The organism is Pseudomonas sp. DP-17, from assembly GCF_022380625.1.
Taxonomy (GTDB): domain Bacteria; phylum Pseudomonadota; class Gammaproteobacteria; order Pseudomonadales; family Pseudomonadaceae; genus Pseudomonas; species Pseudomonas nitroreducens_A.
This window is the reverse complement of sequence record NZ_JAKSXG010000008.1, coordinates 51,002-68,275: the sequence shown is the minus strand read 5'-3', so window position 1 is coordinate 68,275 and position 17,274 is coordinate 51,002. Positions and strand designations below refer to the sequence as shown.

General features: G+C 66.5%; 16 protein-coding genes. 9 read left to right on the top strand and 7 right to left on the bottom strand.

What is annotated here, in order from left to right; all coding sequences use genetic code 11:
* Positions 1-121: 121 nt before the first annotated feature.
* On the top strand, positions 122-688 hold the full coding sequence (locus MJ122_RS13280; RefSeq protein ID WP_239744490.1) for a c-type cytochrome: 567 nt from the start codon (positions 122-124) through the stop codon (positions 686-688).
* A gap of 51 nt (positions 689-739) precedes the next feature.
* Here the strand turns inward: MJ122_RS13280 and MJ122_RS13275 are convergent, their stop codons facing one another.
* Entirely contained in the window at positions 740-970 is a 231-nt protein-coding gene (locus MJ122_RS13275; protein WP_239744489.1) for a hypothetical protein, read from the bottom strand.
* A gap of 305 nt (positions 971-1,275) precedes the next feature.
* On the opposite strand from MJ122_RS13275, the gene MJ122_RS13270 reads away from it, so the two are divergent.
* Positions 1,276-1,617, top strand: coding sequence for a zinc ribbon domain-containing protein YjdM (locus MJ122_RS13270; protein WP_088420812.1), 342 nt, complete (start codon positions 1,276-1,278; stop codon positions 1,615-1,617).
* 187 nt (positions 1,618-1,804) lie between these two features.
* Here the strand turns inward: MJ122_RS13270 and MJ122_RS13265 are convergent, their stop codons facing one another.
* From MJ122_RS13265 to MJ122_RS13255, 3 genes are all read right to left on the bottom strand, one after another.
* A complete protein-coding gene (locus tag MJ122_RS13265; protein WP_239744488.1) occupies positions 1,805-2,644 on the bottom strand; it encodes a thioesterase family protein in 840 nt (279 codons plus the stop codon).
* A 79-nt stretch (positions 2,645-2,723) separates the two neighbouring features.
* Complete coding sequence (locus MJ122_RS13260; RefSeq protein WP_239744487.1) at positions 2,724-3,752, bottom strand: DUF5924 family protein; 1,029 nt, start codon at positions 3,750-3,752, stop codon at positions 2,724-2,726.
* Between the two features lie 312 nt (positions 3,753-4,064).
* A complete protein-coding gene (locus MJ122_RS13255; RefSeq protein WP_088420815.1) occupies positions 4,065-4,973 on the bottom strand; it encodes a LysR substrate-binding domain-containing protein in 909 nt (302 codons plus the stop codon).
* 204 nt (positions 4,974-5,177) lie between these two features.
* Here MJ122_RS13255 and MJ122_RS13250 point away from each other — a divergent pair, with 204 nt between their 5' ends.
* The 7 genes from MJ122_RS13250 to MJ122_RS13220 all read left to right on the top strand — a co-directional run bounded on the left by MJ122_RS13250 (position 5,178) and on the right by MJ122_RS13220 (position 13,754).
* Positions 5,178-5,975, top strand: a complete 798-nt coding sequence (locus MJ122_RS13250) for a carbon-nitrogen hydrolase family protein (RefSeq protein ID WP_239744486.1) — start codon at positions 5,178-5,180, stop codon at positions 5,973-5,975.
* A 195-nt stretch (positions 5,976-6,170) separates the two neighbouring features.
* Positions 6,171-7,664 carry an aldehyde dehydrogenase gene (locus MJ122_RS13245; RefSeq protein ID WP_239744485.1) on the top strand — a complete coding sequence of 498 codons (1,494 nt, stop codon included), beginning with the start codon at positions 6,171-6,173 and terminating at the stop codon, positions 7,662-7,664.
* Between the two features lie 172 nt (positions 7,665-7,836).
* Positions 7,837-9,219: an aspartate aminotransferase family protein gene (locus MJ122_RS13240; RefSeq protein WP_088420818.1), complete on the top strand. Its 1,383-nt coding sequence runs from the start codon at positions 7,837-7,839 to the stop codon at positions 9,217-9,219.
* Between the two features lie 370 nt (positions 9,220-9,589).
* Positions 9,590-10,636 (top strand): extracellular solute-binding protein, encoded by a 1,047-nt coding sequence (locus MJ122_RS13235; protein ID WP_239744484.1) that lies wholly within the window; start codon positions 9,590-9,592, stop codon positions 10,634-10,636.
* Between the two features lie 66 nt (positions 10,637-10,702).
* Entirely contained in the window at positions 10,703-12,094 is a 1,392-nt protein-coding gene (locus tag MJ122_RS13230) for a cytosine permease (RefSeq protein WP_239744483.1), read from the top strand.
* Entirely contained in the window at positions 12,091-13,203 is a 1,113-nt protein-coding gene (locus MJ122_RS13225) for a class II histone deacetylase (RefSeq protein WP_239744482.1), read from the top strand. The genes MJ122_RS13230 and MJ122_RS13225 overlap by 4 nt, the downstream gene beginning before the upstream one ends.
* A 158-nt stretch (positions 13,204-13,361) precedes the next feature.
* Positions 13,362-13,754, top strand: coding sequence for a lysozyme inhibitor LprI family protein (locus MJ122_RS13220; RefSeq protein WP_239744481.1), 393 nt, complete (start codon positions 13,362-13,364; stop codon positions 13,752-13,754).
* A gap of 311 nt (positions 13,755-14,065) precedes the next feature.
* On the opposite strand, the gene fdhA is transcribed toward MJ122_RS13220, so the two are convergent.
* The 3 genes from fdhA to soxG form a co-directional block, all read right to left on the bottom strand.
* Entirely contained in the window at positions 14,066-15,265 is a 1,200-nt protein-coding gene (fdhA, locus tag MJ122_RS13215) for a formaldehyde dehydrogenase, glutathione-independent (protein WP_017521542.1), read from the bottom strand.
* A 398-nt stretch (positions 15,266-15,663) separates the two neighbouring features.
* Positions 15,664-16,521, bottom strand: a complete 858-nt coding sequence (locus MJ122_RS13210) for a formyltetrahydrofolate deformylase (protein WP_088420823.1) — start codon at positions 16,519-16,521, stop codon at positions 15,664-15,666.
* Positions 16,522-16,576: 55 nt separating this feature from the next.
* Entirely contained in the window at positions 16,577-17,212 is a 636-nt protein-coding gene (soxG, locus tag MJ122_RS13205; protein WP_239744480.1) for a sarcosine oxidase subunit gamma family protein, read from the bottom strand.
* Positions 17,213-17,274: the final 62 nt, after the last annotated feature.

Sequence of the window (17,274 nt, the reverse complement as noted above, 5' to 3'; positions counted from 1 at the left end):
GGTCGGAAATTTCCTTCAGAAACCCATTAGCGTCGACCCTGGGAAAACTGACCAGGGTGCGGTGATGGGGAGAGTCGTGCTGTTGTGGGTGCTCCTGTGCGCCAGTGTGCAGGCATCGGAGATGATGGATCGGCTCGCCGCCCTGGAGCAGGACCCGGCCAAGCGCGAGCAGGCCTATGCGGCTGCCGAGGAGCGCATCCTGCTGTGCAGCAAGTGCCACGGCAAGGATGGCAACAGCAAGCGCGACTACATCCCCAACCTGGCCGGGCAGAACCCGCAGTACCTGTTCGATGCCTTCGAGAAATACGTCGACGGCCAGCGCACCGACTTCGTGATGAACCAGGCGGCCAAGCTGCTGACCATCAATGAGCGGGTCAACATCGCCTACTACTTCAGCCAGCAGAAGGTCCTGCCACGCGCCGAAGCGGCGCCGGACAAGGCGCTGGTGGAGCGGGGCGCCCAGCGCTTCGCCACTGTCTGCGTCACCTGCCACGGCGAGCAGGCCATGGGACGCGACGGCTTCCCGCGTATTGCCGGGCAGCCGCAGGTCTACCTTACCCATGCCCTGCAGCGATACCGGGACAAGGACCCGAGCCGCGCGGACTCGCCCATGCTGGCGGTGGCGGCATTGCTCAATGACGACGATATCCCTGCGCTGACCGCCTACCTCAGCCAGCTGCAGCCCTGAAAGCAGCCAGCCGCCCGAAGGCGGCTGGCTGTTGTGCTGAGTGGCAGACGCTTACTGCTGCTTGTCGTCGGCCGGCTTGGCTGCTTCGGCGGCCGGCTGGGCCGGGGCGGCGGCTGGTTCGGTGGCAGCGGCTGGCGCTTGCGGTTGGGCTTCCGGTTGAGCGGCAGGCTTGGCTTCCTGCTGGGCGGCGGCGGGAACAGCGGTCTTCGAGGCTTGCTCTTGTTGTTTGTCGCAGGCGGCGAGAACGGCGCAGGCGGCGATCAGAATGCAAAGCTTTTTCATGGGAGTGCTCACTCATCGAGGTTGGGCGGATGCCGGTCGGCTGACCGGGGCGGCAAGCTTTACCGCACGCCTGTGAGGAGGCTATGTGGCGGATTCCCAGACTGGTTGGGAAATTTCCGAATCTCCCCGTCCTTAACAGCTCCGAAAAAAGCCCGCTGGATCTGCGCTGGGCGCCAGCGCGCGATGCTGCCCGGCAGCCCGCTTGGGTAGCGATGTTGCCCCCGGCCATGCGGATCGCCGGACAGGAATGGCAGAAACCTTATATACTCTGCGGTCTTTTTACCGATTCCACTGTGAGAACTGCCGTGAGCCAGCTGCCGCCCTGCCCCAAATGCAACTCCGAGTACACCTACGAAGATGGCGCCCAGCTGGTCTGCCCCGAGTGCGCCCACGAATGGTCCGCTGACGGTTCGGGCGAGACCGACGGCGACGCCCGCGTGATCAAGGACTCGGTCGGCAACCTGCTGCAGGACGGCGATACCGTCACCGTGATCAAGGACCTCAAGGTCAAGGGCTCGTCCCTGGTAGTCAAGGTCGGCACCAAGGTGAAGAACATCCGCCTGGTGGACGGCGACCACGACATCGACTGCAAGATCGACGGCATCGGCGCGATGAAGCTGAAGTCGGAGTTCGTGAAGAAGGTCTGAGCCTTCGCTGCCAATGAAAAGCCCGGCCATGTGCCGGGCTTTTTCATGTGCCTCTATTCGCCCCAGGGAAGGGGCGAGAGTGAGCACCTACGTAGGATGGGTGGAGCTTGCGATACCCATCGCTCGTTGTTGCAGGTATTGATGGGTATCGCTTCGCTCCACGCCATCCTACGAAGAGCGAAGCGGCTTATTCCTTGTAGTAAACGATCTGGTTGCTGGTCGCCAGCAGCGCGCCGGATTCGCTCCACAGCTGGGCGCTCTGGTCGAAGAAGCCGTTGCGGAATTCCTGGGCGCGGGCGTCACCCAGCACATAGCCGGTGCCCACCTCGGCCAATTGCGCGGCGTCGGTGTGGAAGTAGGTGGTGATCGACACGGTGCCGGCCGGTACCGGGGTGGCGCGGCGCAGCCAGACGCGCGGATAGAAGATGTCGCTCACCGCCGCCAGGGACAGGAAGTCCAGCGGGCGGTCCTGGGCGTCGCGCAGCCAGAGCTGGCTGCGGCTGGTCTGGTTAGTGCCGTCCCATTTCGTCGGAAAGGCGCCGGAAACCGGGCGCATCTCGTACTGCCTGGGCCAGGCCACGCCCTTGGCGGCGGGGCTCATCGGCGGAAAGTCGCTGGGCGGGGCGATATCGGGGAAAGGCAGGTCGGTCAGGCTCCAGGTCTCGCGGCGCAGCGCGGTGACCAGGGTGGCGGTGGAAGTGACCTGCTGCTCGCCGGCCTCATCGGCCTGGGTCAGTTGCAGCAGCCAGTGCTGGGTGGAGCGGTTGGTGCGCACCGGGATGGCTTCGACCTGGAAGGCGCCGGCCACGACGGCGGCGGCGTAGTTCACCGTCAGCGACAGCGGGCTGCCGAGCAGCTGCGGATGGCGCAGCGCGCCTTGCAGCAGGACCGCGGCGGTCACGCCACCGAAGGGGCCGACCATGTTCCAGTAGTCCTGGCTGGTGTGGCCTTCATAGAGGTTGGGCTGGCCGGCCACGGGTTGCAGGGCCACGGCGCGGTCGAACGGGTGCAAGGCGGTATCGGTCATGACTCTCTCGGCGCTTTTTGTTCTCGGGAGAGGCTCTATGTAGAGGAAAGCGCCGAGCCGGGTCAAGGATACCGGGTGGTCAGGGCGTGACCTCGAAGCGCAGCGTGCCGATCACCTGGCCGGCCTCGGTGAGTACCTGCACCTGCCACTTGCCGCTCGGGTCGGTGGGGAAGTTCTGCTTGTGCGTCCAGGCGCGGTAGCCGGCCTCGCGGCCGCCCTTGATGTCCAGGGCAATGCGGTCGACTTCCTGGCCGTCCTTGCGCCAGGCGTGATAGATGCGCTCGTTCAGACCGCGTGGTGCGTTGATCGCGGTGTAGGCGTAGAGACCCTGGGCTTTGATCTGCGCGACGCTGACCGTCTCCAGGCTGTCGCCGGGGGTGCGCTGGGCGTTGTCGAAGCTCTCGGTCACCGCCATTTCGGTCATCCACAGGGTAGAGGGCGGCACCCAGGCGCGGGCGAACCAGCCCACCGCGCCAATGGACAGGGTCAGGCCGACGAGGGCAAACCAGCGCCACCATTTGTGGATCTTCACCGTCACCGCGAGGCTCGGGAAGGACAGCAGCACGGCGATGCCCAGCGCCGCCTGGTAGCTCTGCGGGGTGCTCAGGTGGAGGATGATCGGCAGCGCGGTGAGCAGCACCGCGAACAGCGTCAGGGTGTGATAGCCCAGGAAGGTCCAGCGCCGCACCGACAGCCACTTGTAGTAGATGGGGTCGGTGATCGCCGCCAGCCCCGCGAGGGTCAGCACGCCGGTGAACAGGGCCTGGCCGCTGTTCCAGGTGGTGGTGACGAAGAAGAACGGCAGGCAGAAGAACAGGCTTTCCTGGTGGATCAGCTGGGTCCCGTAGCGCAGCAGGCCCGGCGGCACTTCCCAGCCGAAGCGGCTCTTGAAGCGCTTGGTCAGCAGGTTTTCCAGCATCAACCAGATCCAGCTGATCAGCATGACGATGGCCATGGCGCGGGCGAAGCCGGCGCGATGACGGTCCACCATGATGAAGCTGAAGACGCCGGAGCAGAAGCCGAACAGGGCGATGACGCGCGGGTAGCGCTGCAGCAGGCCGAGGACGAGGGTGATGAGGCGCTGCACGCGCTCTTTCCAGATCAGCATGGGGCGGGGAGGCATTGCGGTTGGGGGTGGGATTGTAACCCCGGATGTCGGGTTGGGGGTGGGGGGAGTGACGGGAGGGGAGTTCGGTGCTCGGGCGTGGACCCTCTCCCTAACCCTGGCTGCGCGCCCCGCTCCGAAGGGAGAGGGGACTGTTCCGAGCGCGCTGAGGCATTAGTGCTCGCCGGTTGACTGTGAAGTGAGCCGTTGCAGAGGACTGCTCCCTCTCCCTTCAGGGAGAGGGCGGGGGAGAGGGTCCCCACCGCGCCGAAGCTGGTTCGCGAGCAAGCTCGCTCCTACAAAGAAGAGCAGGCCTCAGTGCTTCCCGCTCAACTCCTCCCGCGCAAAGTCGACGAACAGCTGCGCCGGCTTGGTCAACTGGGCGCGCTTGAGCCAGGCGGCGACCAGGCCTGATGTGCTGACTTCTTCGGCAATATCCACCGTCACCACCTTCTTGCCGTCGTAGGTGCATTCCGAATGCGGGCGGGTGACCAGCAGGGAGAAGCCGAAACCCTGGCCGACCATGCCGCGCACCATCTCGATCGAAGGCGAGCTGAAAGCGATGTGCGGGTTCAGCCCCAGTTCCTCGAAGATGCGCACGAAGTAGGTGCGGCTGGGCTGCACGTCGAGCAGGATCATCGGCTCCAGCACCAGGTCGCGCAGGGAGACCTTGTCCTGCTTGGCAAAGCGGTGGTTCTCCGGCAGCAGCGCGTAGGGGCGCTGGGCGGGCATCAGCGGGTCGGTGGCGATGGTGGCGTCGAGGTCGTGCTCGTAGAGCAGCGCCAGGTCGAAGCGGCCGGCGGTCAGGCCCTGCACCAGCTCCTGCTGCTCGCCGTCGCTGATGCGGATTTCGACGCCAGGGTAGCGCTCGCGGAACCCCGAGATCAGGCGCGGCAGGTAGAGCGGAGCGACTGTCTCGAAGCAGCCGATGTCGATCTGCCCGGCCACCACGTCGTTGTCGGCCAGGGCGTTCTGCTCGAATTCGTGGGCCATGCGCAGCAGTTCCTGCGCCTTGCGGTAGAAGCGCGCGCCGCTGGGGGTGAGTGACACGCCCTGGGCGTGGTGGCGGATGAACAGCTGCACGCCGAAGCTCTCTTCCAGCCCCTTGATCGCCGTGGAAATGGACGGCTGCGCGATGTACAGCTTGCGCGACGCCTCGGCCACGCTGCCGCATTCCACGGTGGTCACGAAATACTTCAATTGCCGCAAGGTATAGGAAGCCACTGCACGCCTCGTTGTTGCTTTTTTATACAAGATACCGCGTTGGGCCGGCCGGCGGGGGCGGCCCGTGGCGAAGATTTTCCTCGCCGGGGACCACATTTTTCATGGCCTTGGCCGCCTGCTGCATCCCTCCGGGCGCGGGCATACTCCAGCGCAATCGGTGAAAACGCCCTGCAAATCCCGTACACGCAGCCTGGAGTACAACTCATGCGCATGGCCCTTTGGCAGACCTGCGGCCTTCCCGGCGATGTCGCCGGCAACCTCGTCCAACTGGAGCGCCAGGCCGGCGCCGCCGCCGCTGCCGGCGCGCAACTGCTGCTCTGCCCGGAGCTGTGGCTGGGCGGCTACAACGTGCCCCAGCGCATGAACGAGCTGGCCGAGGCGGCGGACGGGCCGTCGACCGCACGCATCGGCGAGCTGGCGCAGCGCTTCGGGCTGGCCATCGCCTACGGTTACGCCGAGCGGCATCCGCAGGGCGGCAAACCGTACAACTCGGCACAGGTCATCGGCCCGTCCGGCAGCGCACTGGGCCACTACCGCAAGGCGCACCTGTTCGGTGCCATGGAGCGGGAAGTGTTCAGCGCCGGCGATGTGCTGGAAGCGCCGTTCGACTACGCCGGCTGGCGCATCGGCCTGCTGATCTGCTTCGACGTGGAGTACCCCGAGGCAGTGCGCGCCCACGCGCTGAACGGCGCCGGGCTGGTCCTCATCCCTACCGCGCTGACGCCCGAATACGGCGCGGTGCCGCGCGTGATAGTGCCGGCGCGGGCGGTGGAGAACCAGCTGTTCGTCGCCTACTGCAACCACTGCGGCGTGGAGGACGGGCTGGCCTTCCTCGGCGGCTCCTGCATCGTCGCGCCGGACGGTGAGCGCCTGGCTGCCGCCGGGCCCGCGGAGAGCCTGCTGATCGTCGACCTGGACCCCGAGCAGCGTGCCCGTCAGGCCGAGACTTTCCCCTACCTGCCATGTCGTCGCCCCGAGCTGTATGGTGCGCTGACCCGCTGAGCACGGGCCCTGCAGCGGTGCGCAGGCGTGCACCGCGATGGCGCGACATGCGCCGGGCCGGTGCGTGGCTGCCCAGCTTTTTCATATATCCCGAAGACAAATTTAATAATTTTCCTTGGCAGGGCCTTGGGCGACCATCCAATCCACATTCGAACAACAACGTCCCTCGAGGGCGAGCGAAGCAGGAGTGCCCTGGTGTACGAGCTCAACGATTGGCGGCAGCGTGCTGCCCGGCAGACCTTCATCGACAGCGCGCTGATCGGCGGCCGCCGCGTGGCCGCGCAGGATGGCGCGACCTTCGCGTCCATCGACCCGGCGACCAATCGCCTGCTGGCCAATATCGCCGCCTGTGGCGCGGCCGAGATCGACGCTGCCGTGCGCATCGCCCGCCAGGCCTTCGAGTCCGGCCCCTGGGCGCGCATGGCGCCGCGTGAGCGCAAGGCCGTGCTGCAGAAGCTCGCCGAGCTGATGATGGCCCACCGAGACGAGCTGGCCCTGCTCGATACCCTGAACATGGGCAAGCCGGTAATGGACGCCTGGAACATCGACGTGCCCGGCGCCGCCGGCGTGTTCTCCTGGTACGCCGAAAGCCTCGACAAGCTCTACGACCAGGTCGCCCCGACCGCGCAGAACGCCCTCGCCACCATCACCCGCACGCCGCTGGGCGTGATCGGCGCCGTGGTGCCGTGGAACTTCCCCCTCGACATGGCCGCCTGGAAGCTGGCGCCCGCGCTGGCCGCCGGCAATTCCGTGGTGCTCAAGCCCGCCGAACAGTCGCCGCTCTCCGCCCTGCGCCTGGCCGAGCTGGCGCTGGAAGCCGGCCTTCCCGAAGGCGTGCTGAACGTCGTGCCGGGCCTGGGCGAAGCCGCCGGCAAGGCGCTGGGCCTGCACCCGGACGTAGATGCCCTGGTGTTCACCGGCTCGACCCAGGTCGGCAAGTACTTCATGCAGTATTCCGCGCAGTCCAACCTCAAGCAGGTCTGGCTGGAATGCGGCGGCAAGAGCCCGAACCTGGTGTTCGCCGACTGCCGCGACCTCGACCTGGCCGCTGAAAAAGCCGCCTTCGGCATCTTCTTCAACCAGGGCGAAGTCTGCTCGGCCAACTCGCGCCTGCTGGTGGAGCGTTCGATCCACGACGAGTTCGTCGAACGCCTGATCGCCAAGGCCCGCGACTGGACGCCGGGCGACCCGCTGGACCCGGCCAGCCGCGCCGGCTCCATCGTCGACAACAAGCAGACCGCCGGCATCATGGCCTGCATCGACCGCGCCCAGGGCGATGGCGCGCAGCTCGCCTGCGGCGGCCGCCAACTGAGCTTCAACGGTTCGGACAACTTCATCGAACCGACCATCTTCACCGGCGTGCGCCCGGAGCAGTCCCTGGCCCGCGACGAAGTGTTCGGCCCGGTGCTTGCAGTCATCCCCTTCGACAGCGAAGAAGAGGCCGTGCGCCTGGCCAACGACAGCATCTACGGCCTTGCCGCTTCGCTGTGGAGCGACGACCTGCACCGCGCCCACCGCGTGGCGCGCAAGCTGAACGCCGGCACCGTGTCGGTGAACACGGTGGACGCGCTGGACCCGGCGATTCCGTTCGGCGGCGGCAAGCAGTCCGGCTTCGGCCGCGATCTCTCGCTGCATTCCTTCGATAAATACACGCAGCTCAAGACCACCTGGTTCCAGCTGCGCGACTAAATGCAAGACAGGCCGCCGGGTCGAGCCCGGCGCCTGAGCAACACGCGAATCCCTAACCGAACCGTTCGAGACGGCCGGTGAGACTGCCCAGGTAAGTCCGTCGCCCTCGATCCCCTGAAGACCCCTCAGGCCGGCTGCCGGAGCACCGCCGAGGGATAGAGGAGAAAAGTCGATGACCGACAAGACCCGCGCGCCACGTGATACCCGCGACTACCAGAAAGCGGACGCCGCGCACCACATCCATGCCTTCCTCGACCAGAAGGCGCTGAACGCCGAAGGCCCACGCGTGATGGTGCGCGGCGAAGGCCTGCACCTCTGGGACAACGACGGCAACAAGTACATCGACGGCATGTCCGGCCTGTGGTGCACCAACCTGGGCTACGGCCGCAAGGACCTGACCGCCGCCGCCACCGCCCAGCTCGACGAGCTGCCGTACTACAACATGTTCTTCCACACCACCCACCCGGCGGTGATCGAGCTCTCCGAGACCCTCTTCAGCCTGCTGCCCGATCACTACAGCCACGCGATCTACACCAACTCCGGCTCCGAGGCCAACGAGGTGCTGATCCGTACCGTGCGCCGCTTCTGGCAGATCGAAGGCAAGCCGCAGAAGAAGATCATGATCGGCCGCTGGAACGGCTACCACGGCTCCACCCTCGCGGCCACCGCGCTGGGCGGCATGAAGTTCATGCACGAGATGGGCGGCCTGATCCCGGACATCGCGCACATCGACGAACCCTACTTCTTCGCTGCCGGCGGCGACCTGACCCCGGCCGAGTTCGGCCGTCGCTGCGCCCTGCAGCTGGAAGAGAAGATCCTCGAACTGGGCGCCGACAACGTTGCCGGCTTCATCGCCGAACCGTTCCAGGGCGCTGGCGGCATGATCTTCCCGCCGGAAAGCTACTGGCCGGAAATCCAGCGCATCTGCCGCCAGTACGACGTGCTGCTGTGCGCCGACGAAGTGATCGGCGGCTTCGGCCGTACCGGCGAGTGGTTCGCCCACCAGCACTTCGGCTTCCAGCCCGATACCCTGTCCATCGCCAAGGGCCTGACCAGCGGCTACATCCCCATGGGCGGCCTGGTGCTGAGCAAGCGCATCGCCCAGGCGCTGGTGGAAGAAGGCGGTGTGTTCGCCCACGGCCTGACCTACTCCGGCCACCCGGTGGCGGCAGCGGTGGCGGTGGCCAACCTGCGCGCGCTGCGTGACGAGGGCTGGGTGAATGCGGTGAAGAACGACACCGGCCCGTACCTGCAGCAGTGCCTGCGCGAAGTCTTCGGCAACCACCCGCTGGTGGGCGACATCCAGGGCGCCGGCTTCGTCGCCGCGCTGCAGTTCGTCCAGGACAAGGCCACCCGCAAGCGCTTCGACAACGAGAACGACATCGCCTGGCGCTGCCGCACCATCGGCTTCGAGGAGGGCGTGATCATCCGCTCCACCCTCGGCCGCATGATCATGGCCCCGGCACTGGTCGCCGGTCGCGCCGAGATCGATGAGCTGGTCGACAAGACCCGCCGCGCGGTCGACCGCACGGCCCAGGAAATCGGCGTGCTGTAACGGCACGCGCTTCTGCTCTTTTGTAGGAGCGAGCTTGCTCGCGAACAGAGCTCCGGGGAACGCCTGCACTAGCGGAGTTCCCTCTCCCCGCCCTCTCCCTGAAGGGAGAGGGAGTCGTCCGTGCCGGCAGACACCGTAATTTCAGCCGGCGCCGATCCAGTCCCCTCTCCCTTCAGGGAGAGGGTTAGGGAGAGGGGTTCTTCCCGAGGCACCGTTCGCGAGCAAGCTCGCTCCTACGAAAAGCCGAAATACCGAACAACAACGCCGCGAGCGCAAAGACGCCCGCGCGATGGAACTCTTTTTGCCCGGCTTCTGGCCGGGGTACTGCCCAGCAACACAACAACGCCAATCCGGCTGTGGGAGTCGTTCCATGAAAGTGTCCTTGCTCACGCGCATCTCCATCACCTGTGCCCTTGCTGCCGCTGTCGGTAGTGCTCACGCGCAGTCCCAAAGCATCACCGTCATCTCCTTCGGCGGCGCCACCAAGGCGGCCCAGGAGCAGGCCTACTTCAAGCCCTTCGAAGCCAGCGGCGCCGGCAAGATCGTCGCCGGCGAATACAACGGCGAGATGGCCAAGGTGAAAGCCATGGTCGACGTCGGCAAGGTCACCTGGGACGTCGTCGAAGTGGAAAGCCCCGAGCTGCTGCGCGGCTGCGAGGAAGGCCTGTTCGAGCGCATCGACCCGGCAGCCATCGGCGATGAGAAGAACTTCGTCCCCGGCACCCTCAGCGAGTGCGGCGTGGCCACCTACGTCTGGTCCATGGTCATGGCCTACAACGGCGCCAACGTCGCCAAGGCTCCGCAGTCCTGGGCGGATTTCTGGAACACCAGCCAATTCCCGGGCAAGCGCGGCCTGCGCAAAGGCGCCAAGTACACTCTGGAAATCGCCCTGCTGGCCGACGGCGTAAAGCAGGAAGACCTCTACAAGGTGCTCGGCACGAAAGAGGGCGTCGATCGCGCCTTCGCCAAGCTCGACCAGCTCAAGGGCAACATCCAGTGGTGGGAAGCCGGCGCGCAACCGCCCCAGTGGCTGGCCGCCGGTGACGTGGTGATGAGCGCCGCCTACAACGGCCGCATCGCCGCCGCGCAGAAGGAAGGCGTGAAGCTGGGCATCGTCTGGCCGGGCAGCCTGTATGACCCGGAATACTGGGCCGTGGTGAAGGGCACGCCGAACAAGGCGCTGGCCGAGAAGTTCATCGCCTTCGCCAGCCAGCCGCAAACCCAGAAGACCTTCTCCGAGAACATCCCCTACGGCCCGGTGCACAAGGGCACGCTGGACCTGCTGCCGGCGGACGTGCGCGACGCGCTGCCCACCGCGCCGGCCAACCTCGAAGGCGCCCGCTCGGTGGACGCGGCCTTCTGGGTCGACCACGGCGAAGAGCTCGAACAGCGCTTCAACGCCTGGGCCGCCCGCTGATCCTTTCCTGATCCACGCCCGGCGTTCGCGCCGGGCCTGCCTTGCCAACGACGCGTGAGAAACACAATGACAACGACGCAAAACCAGGCGACGACGCTGGAGCTGAGCACCATCCAGCCCATCGCCGCACATGAACGACACGGCCGCGCCCGCGACCTCTTCACCATCTGGTTCGGCAGCAACATCATGCTGCTGACCGTGGTCACCGGCGCCCTGGCGGTCACCGTGTTCAAGCTGCCGTTCTTCGCCGCCGTGCTGGCGCTGGTACTCGGCAACCTGGTGGGTGGCGTGTTCATGGCCCTGCATTCGGCCCAGGGCCCGCAGCTGGGCGTGCCGCAGATGGTGCAGACCCGCGGCCAGTTCGGCTCCTTCGGCTCCTTGCTGGTGGTCGCCCTGGTGGTGATCATGTACCTGGGCTTCTTCGCCTCCAACCTGGTGCTCGGCGGCCAGGCGCTGCACGCACGCTTCGAGGTGATCGGCACCAACACCGGCATCCTGCTGGTGGGCGCGATCAGCGTGATCGCCACGGTGTTCGGCTACCGCCTGATCCATGGCTACACCCGCGTGATGTCCTGGCTGTCCGGCGCAGTGCTGCTGATCAGCTTCGTCTGGCTGGTGTTCGTCCACGGCCTGCCGGCGGACCTGCTTGAGCGCAATGAGAACAACATCCCCGGCTTCCTCGGCGCGCTGTCCATCGCCGCGCTGTGGCAATTGGCCTACGCGCCCTACGTCTCCGACTACTCGCGCTACATGCCGCAGGGCACCGGCGCGCGCACCGCGTTCTGGTCCAGCTACTGGGGCTGCTGCCTGGGTTCGATCCTGCCGATGCTGCTGGGCGTGCTGGTCGGCCTGTCGGTGGGCGAGGGCGATGTCATCGCCGGCCTGATCGAGATGACCGGCGGCTTCAGCGCCATCATGGTCGCGGTGTTTTCCATCGGCATCGCCGCCACCAACTCGATGAACCTGTACTGCGGCACGCTCTCGGCCATCACCGTCGGCCAGACGCTGATCCCGGCCTGGTCGGCCAAGGCCGGCTGGCGCGCGGTGATCGCCCTGGCGCTGTTCGGCGGCTCGCTGGCCATCGCCCTGCTGGGCCAGGACAACTTCATGGCCAACTACACCAACTTCATCCTGCTGCTGCTCTACGTGCTGGTGCCCTGGAGCGCGATCAACCTGGTCGACTATTACCTGGTTGCCCACGGTGAGTACGACGTGCTGTCGTTCTTCCGTCGTGACGGCGGCATCTACGGCACCTTCAACTGGACCGCGGTGAACTGCTACATCCTCGGCATCCTGGTGCAGGTGCCGTTCATGTCCACCGCGCTCTACACCGGCGCCGCCGCGCAGGCCATGAACGGCGCGGACATCTCCTGGGTGGTCGGCCTGGGGGTGGTCTCGCCGGTCTACTGGCTGTTCAGCCGCAAGCGCCAGCGTGCCCTGAAGGCGGCCCGCGCATGAGCCGTCGTACCGGGTTCTTCTTCGACGAACGCTGCTTCTGGCACGCAACCGGGTTGCATGCGCTGATCCTTCCTGTCGGTGGCTGGCTGCAGCCGCCGGTGGGCGGCGGCCATGCCGAATCGCCGGAGAGCAAGCGCCGACTGAAAAGCCTGATGGATGTTTCCGGCCTGAGCAGCCAGCTGCACCTGTCCAGCGCGCCCCTGGCCAGCGAGGAAGACCTGCTGCGGGTGCATCCGGCGAGCTACCTGGAACGCTTCAAGGCCTGCAGCGAAGCCGGCCACGGCGACATGGGCGAGGAATCCATGGTCAGCCATGGCACCTACGACATTGCCCGGCAGTCTGCCGGCCTGACCATCGCCGCGGTCGACGCGGTACTGCGCGGCGAGTTGGACAACGCCTACGCGCTGTCCCGCCCGCCGGGTCACCACTGCCTGCCGGATCGCGGCATGGGCTTCTGCTACCTGGCCAACATCGCCGTGGCGGTGGAGACGGCCAAGGCGCGCCACGGCATCAAGCGCGTGGCGGTGCTCGACTGGGACGTGCACCACGGCAACGGCACCGAGGCGATCTTCTACGGCCGCGACGACGTGCTGACCCTGTCGATCCACCAGGCCGACTGCTACCCCACCGGCACCGGTGCGGTGGACGACATCGGCGAGGGCGCGGGCAAGGGCTACAACCTCAACGTGCCGCTCTATCCGGGCAGCGGTGACGATGCCTACCGCGTTGCCATGGAGACGATCATCGTGCCGGCGCTGGAGCGCTTCCAGCCGGAGCTGATCGTGGTCGCCAGCGGCTTCGACGCCAACGGTGTGGACCCGCTGGCACGCATGCTCGCCCACAGCGAGACCTTCCGCTTCATGACCGCCGCCGTCCGCAATGCCGCCGAGCGCCTGTGCGACGGCAAGCTGGTGGTGGTGCACGAAGGCGGCTACGCGGAAGCCTATGTGCCGTTCTGCGGCCACGCGGTGATCGAGGAAATGGCCGGCGTGCGCACCGAGGTGGTCGATCCCTTCCTGCCGATGCTCGAAGGCCAGCAGCCCGACGCGGACTTCCGCGCCTTCCAGCGCCAGGCGCTGCAGCGGATGGCGGCGAAGCTGCTGGGATGAGTGCCGCGACGTGGCGGCGGATAACCGCTAGCGGTTATTCGCCCTACGTTCAGGTCGCGGATTCTCGTAGGGCGCATAACGCCCCAAGCGTTATCCGCCGTTACCCTGCCAGAGCGGCTAGAGTGGGGACTCCATCCAAAACAACGGATAGCGTCCCCATGAAGTTGCTGCTCCTTCCCCTCGGCCTGCTGGCCTTCTCCTCCCTCGCTCACGCCGACGACTGCGCCGACGCCCAGACCCAGGGCGAGATCAACGCCTGTACCGGTGCCGCCTACAAGGCCAGCGACAAACGTCTCAACGACCTCTACGGGCAGTATCGCCAGCGCCTGGATGCCGGGCAGAAGAAGGCCCTGACCGCCGCGCAGAAGGCCTGGTTGACCTACCGCGACCTCAGCTGCCAGTTCGAGACCTCCAGCGTCGAGGGTGGCTCGGGCTACCCGATGGCCTACAGCAATTGCCTGAAGGCCATGACGGATAACCGCATCAAGGAATTGCAGACCCTCTCCGATTGCCAGGAAGGCGACTTCAACTGCCCCGCGCCCAAGCCCTGATCGTATTTGCAGGATGGTGTGGAGCGCAGCGATACCCATCGGTCCGGCTCACCGACAGCATGGGTATCGCTGCGCTCCACCCATCCTACGTATCCTTCCCGCGCCAAGCCGTGACGGATCTTCTGTAGGAGCGAGCTTGCTCGCGAACGGATTTCCCGGTTGTGCCGGTGCTGGGCGGGTTCGCGAGCAAGAACTAGGCGTCCCCCTCGCTCCTACACGCCCCGGCCGCGCGGACAAAAAAAGGGAGCCTTGCGGCTCCCTGGAGAGACGGCCGCGGAAGTGGAGCCGCGGCCGGGGGTTCAAGTGCGCCGTCAGGCGGCGCGGAACAGGTTGTGCGGGTCGATGACGAATTTCTTCGGCACGCCGGCATCGAACTCGCCATAGCCCTTGGGCGCGTCGTCCAGGGTGATGACTTCCACCCCGACGACGTCGGCGATCTTGATGCGGTCCCACATGATCGCCTGCATCAGCTGGCGGTTGTACTTCATCACCGGGGTCTGGCCGGTGTGGAAGCTGTGCGACTTGGCCCAGCCCAGGCCGAAGCGGATGCTCAGCGAGCCCTGCTTGGCCGCCGCGTCCACCGCGCCCGGGTCCTCGGTGACGTACAGGCCCGGAATGCCGATCTTGCCGGCGACCCGCACCACGCCCATCAGCGAGTTCAGCACGGTGGCCGGAGCCTCGTGCTGCGAGCCCGAATGACCGTGGCCACGGGCCTCGAAGCCCACCGCATCGACCGCGCAGTCCACTTCCGGCTCGCCCAGCAGATCGGCGATCTGCTCGTGCAGCGGGGTGTCCTTGGACAGGTCGGCGATCTCGAAGCCCTGCGCCTTGGCGTGAGCCAGGCGGGTCGGGTTGACGTCACCGACGATCACCACGGCGGCGCCCAGCAGGCGGGCCGAAGCGGCGGCGGCAAGGCCGACCGGACCGGCACCGGCGATATAGACGGTGCTGCCCGGACCGACGCCGGCCGTCACCGCACCGTGGTAGCCGGTGGGGAGGATGTCGGAGAGGCAGGTCAGGTCGCGGATCTTCTCCATCGCCGCGTCGCGGTTGGGCAGGCGCAGCAGGTTGAAGTCGGCGTACGGGACCATCACATACTCGGCCTGGCCACCGACCCAGCCGCCCATGTCGACGTAGCCGTAGGCGCCGCCGGCACGGGCCGGGTTGACCGTCAGGCAGACGCCGGTGTGCTGTTCCTTGCAGGTGCGGCAGTGGCCGCAGGCGACGTTGAACGGCACCGAGACCAGGTCGCCGATCTTCATGGTTTCCACGCCGCGACCGATTTCCACCACCTCGCCGGTGATCTCGTGGCCCAGCACCAGGCCTTCCGGCGCGGTGGTACGGCCACGGACCATGTGCTGGTCGGAGCCGCAGATGTTGGTGGAAACCACGCGCAGGATCACCCCGTGGTCGATCTGCTTGCCCTGCGGGTCCTGCATCTTCGGATAGGGGATGTTCTGTACTTCGACCTTGCCCGGGCCGAGATAAACCACACCACGATTGCCAGACATACGCATTCCTCATTGTGTTTGTGGGTACAAAGGCGGGCCCTGCGGCTCGCGGTTCTGCACTGGGATGTCGTGTGTTGCGCGACAGGGCCGGTCAATACAGCTGGCAGCCGGCTGGGCTGTCGGTGTTGCTCGGTGCTTGGGAGCGGGCTTCAAGACCCTCTCCCCAACCCTCTAACTAGGCGTCCCCCCCTGAAGGGAGAGGGGGCTGTTCGGTGTCGCCGGATGGCACGGAGTCCGGCCCTCGCTCGGATATCCCCTCTCCCTTCAGGGAGAGGGCTAGGGAGAGGGCGCTCTACAGCGCGCGCCACACTCCGAGGTGACACGTAGGGCGGATGAGCCCCATCCATCCGCCGTTGCAGGCGTCATGGCGTTATGCGCCCTACAGGTACGGGCTGTGCTTACAGCACCACCGTCCGGTTGGCATTCAGGAACACGCGTTTCTCGATGTGATAGCCCACCGCCTTGGCGAGGGTCAGGCACTCCACGTCGCGGCCCTTGGCGATCAGGTCCTCGGGGTAGTGGGAGTGGTCCACGGGTTCGACGCCCTGGGCGATGATCGGGCCCTCGTCGAGGTCGTTGTTGATGTAGTGGGCGGTGGCGCCGACCAGCTTCACGCCCTTCTGGTAGGCCTGGTGATAAGGCTTGGCGCCCTTGAAGCCGGGCAACAGCGAGTGGTGGATGTTGATCGCCCAGCCGTCCAGGCGGCGGCACAGCTCGGGCGAGAGCACCTGCATGTAGCGGGCGAGGATCACCAGTTCGGCACCGGTTTCCTCGATCACCTGCCAGACCTTTGCTTCCTGCGAGCCCTTGTCGTTGGGGTCCAGCGCAAAGTGGTGGTAGGGAATGCCATGCCAGCGCGCCAGCGGCTCCAGGTCCGGGTGGTTGGAGACCACCGCTACCACGTCCATCGGCAACTGGCCGATGCGCTGGCGGTAGAGCAGGTCGTTCAGGCAATGGTCGGCCTTGGAGACCATGATCACCACCTTGCTGCGATAGCCCGGCGGGGTCAGTTCGACGTTCATCTGGAAGGGCGAGACGCGGTCGGCGAGTCCGGCGCGGAAGGCCGCTTCGTCGAAGCCGTCGCCGGCGCGGAATTCGATGCGGATGAAGAAGCGCTGCGCCAGGCGGTCGTCGAAGGAGTGGTGCTCGGTGACGTAGCAGCGCTGCTCGAACAGATAGCGCGTGACCACGTCCACCGTGCCCAGCAGGCTCGGGCTGTCGGCGGTGAGGATCCAGGTATCGGGGGTGCGGCTCATGGTCTGACTCCGAAGGATTTCCCCTCGCCGAAGCAGCGAGGGGAATCGACGCCTGTTACGCCGCCACCTGCAGGCCGTACTCGGCGCAGGCGTCCTGCAGCCACAGCCAGAAGTAGTCGGAGAAGCTGCGGCGCACCACCAGCTCCCAGGTGTGCTCGCCGGTATGGCGGATCACCAGCTGGGACTTGGCGAAGTGGGTGCCGACCGCCTTGCCCACTGGGAAATTGCTCGGGTGCACGTCGTAGCCGGTGGACTTCATCAGCACTTCGCGGACCTTGGCGCCTTCCAGTTCCAGCAGGGTCTGGCCGCCGCTGACGTTGACCACCGAATAGTGCAGCTCTTCGCCGAGCGCCTCGCGCAGGCGCTGTTCGACGGCGAATTCCTCGCCGCCGGGGACGATCAGCAGCCACTCGTCCGGGCCGAGCCACTGCAGCGAAATATCGCCCTTGGCCACCAGGGTCAGCGCCACCGGCAGTTCAAGGCCCAGGGCCTTGTGCACGCCGCCGGCGAAGGCCGGGTCGTGGGCGTCGCCACGCAGGGTCAGGTGGCCGAGGAATTTCTTCTCGCGCAGGGTCACGCCGGCGTTGGCCACCTTGCGCGCGGCGAGCTTGTCCAGCTCGGCGTGATGCAGGGGGGATTCGGCCTGGATGCCGTCTGCGGGGCATTGCTGGTAGAGGTTGGCTTTGCTCATGTTCTGTTCACCTTGGGGGCTCGGAGCGCCCTGGAAGTCTGTCTGCCCTCTCCCTAACCCTC

Coding starts and splice junctions, on each gene's coding strand:
- MJ122_RS13230 (WP_239744483.1), top strand. CDS start 10,703: ATGACAACGACGCAAAACCAGGCGACGACGCTGGAGCTGAGCACCATC.
- MJ122_RS13220 (WP_239744481.1), top strand. CDS start 13,362: ATGAAGTTGCTGCTCCTTCCCCTCGGCCTGCTGGCCTTCTCCTCCCTC.
- MJ122_RS13265 (WP_239744488.1), bottom strand. CDS start 2,644: ATGACCGATACCGCCTTGCACCCGTTCGACCGCGCCGTGGCCCTGCAA.
- fdhA (WP_017521542.1), bottom strand. CDS start 15,265: ATGTCTGGCAATCGTGGTGTGGTTTATCTCGGCCCGGGCAAGGTCGAA.
- MJ122_RS13225 (WP_239744482.1), top strand. CDS start 12,091: ATGAGCCGTCGTACCGGGTTCTTCTTCGACGAACGCTGCTTCTGGCAC.
- MJ122_RS13250 (WP_239744486.1), top strand. CDS start 5,178: ATGCGCATGGCCCTTTGGCAGACCTGCGGCCTTCCCGGCGATGTCGCC.
- MJ122_RS13235 (WP_239744484.1), top strand. CDS start 9,590: ATGAAAGTGTCCTTGCTCACGCGCATCTCCATCACCTGTGCCCTTGCT.
- MJ122_RS13275 (WP_239744489.1), bottom strand. CDS start 970: ATGAAAAAGCTTTGCATTCTGATCGCCGCCTGCGCCGTTCTCGCCGCC.
- MJ122_RS13280 (WP_239744490.1), top strand. CDS start 122: ATGATGGATCGGCTCGCCGCCCTGGAGCAGGACCCGGCCAAGCGCGAG.
- MJ122_RS13240 (WP_088420818.1), top strand. CDS start 7,837: ATGACCGACAAGACCCGCGCGCCACGTGATACCCGCGACTACCAGAAA.
- MJ122_RS13210 (WP_088420823.1), bottom strand. CDS start 16,521: ATGAGCCGCACCCCCGATACCTGGATCCTCACCGCCGACAGCCCGAGC.
- MJ122_RS13260 (WP_239744487.1), bottom strand. CDS start 3,752: ATGCTGATCTGGAAAGAGCGCGTGCAGCGCCTCATCACCCTCGTCCTC.
- soxG (WP_239744480.1), bottom strand. CDS start 17,212: ATGAGCAAAGCCAACCTCTACCAGCAATGCCCCGCAGACGGCATCCAG.